The 1,009-nt window shown below is 81.7% G+C and carries 1 pseudogene; it reads left to right on the top strand.

Annotated features, from left to right (window positions below):
• A pseudogene (locus IE321_RS41530) lies at positions 1–1,009 on the top strand (FHA domain-containing protein); the annotation flags it as partial.

Below are 1,009 nucleotides of genomic sequence, written 5' to 3'. Positions count from 1 at the left end.
CCGCGAGGCGGAGCTGGCCACCGGCGCCCGCCCGGCCGCGACGGCCTCCGAGACGCCCTGGTCCACGGCCGAGGCGCCCGGCGAGACCGCCGCGCCCGACACCTGGCCCGATCCGGCGGCCGTCCTGCTCACCGCGCTCGGCCCCGGCCCCCGGCTGTGGGAGCGGACCCCGCACCACCCCGAGGCACTGGTCGTGCGGCTCGGCACCGCCGACCGCGCCGAGCTGTCCGGCGTGCCCGTCACCGTCGGTCTGCGCGAGGCCGGCTCCCTGGGCCTGGCCGGACCGGCGGACCGGCTGGCCGGACTGGCCCGGTCGGTGGTGGCCCAGCTGGCCGCCCTGCACTCCCCCGCCGACCTGGAGATCGTCCTCGTCAGCGCCGACCGCAACCGCTCCCTGGAGGAGCGCCGGCGCGCCTGGGGCTGGCTCGGCTGGCTCCCGCACACGCGGCCCGCGCACGGCCAGGACTGCCGGCTGCTCCTCGCGTACGACCGCGAGCAGGCCCAGGCCCGTACGGCCGAGCTGACCCGCCGGCTGGACGACGGACCGCTGGGGCCCGGCTGGGCCAGCGCGGACCGGGCCGCCGTCGCGGAGGCCGCCGGGCGGTACGCGGGCCCGGCGACGCTCGTCGTCGTGGACGGCGACCCCGGCACGGCGGCGCTGCGCGAGACCGTGGCCCGGCTGGCCGGGGCCGGCGCGGCGGCCGGCATCCATCTGATCTGCCTGGCCGAGGCGCCCTCGGCCTCCCCCGCCTCACCGGTCGCCGCCACCTACGAGGCGGCCTGCGCGGCCTCCCTCGCCTTCCGCGAGTGCGGGGCGGCGGCCCTGCTCAGCGGGGACGTGGCGACGGCGCTGCGGCTGCTGCGGACCTCCGGCGGACGGGTCGCCGGCCACGGCACGGCCGGGGTCGTGGCCGCGGTCTCCGGCGCCTGGGCCGAGCGCTTCGGCCGGGCGCTGGCCCCGCTGCGCACGGACGCGGCGTCGGCCGCCCCCGGCCGGGCCGCCGCGCTG

Origin of the sequence: Streptomyces hydrogenans (genome assembly GCF_014656075.1) — a bacterium.
GTDB classification, from domain to species: domain Bacteria; phylum Actinomycetota; class Actinomycetes; order Streptomycetales; family Streptomycetaceae; genus Streptomyces; species Streptomyces hydrogenans.
Note: the sequence above shows the minus strand (reverse complement) of the source record. Positions and strands in the feature narration are given on the sequence as shown.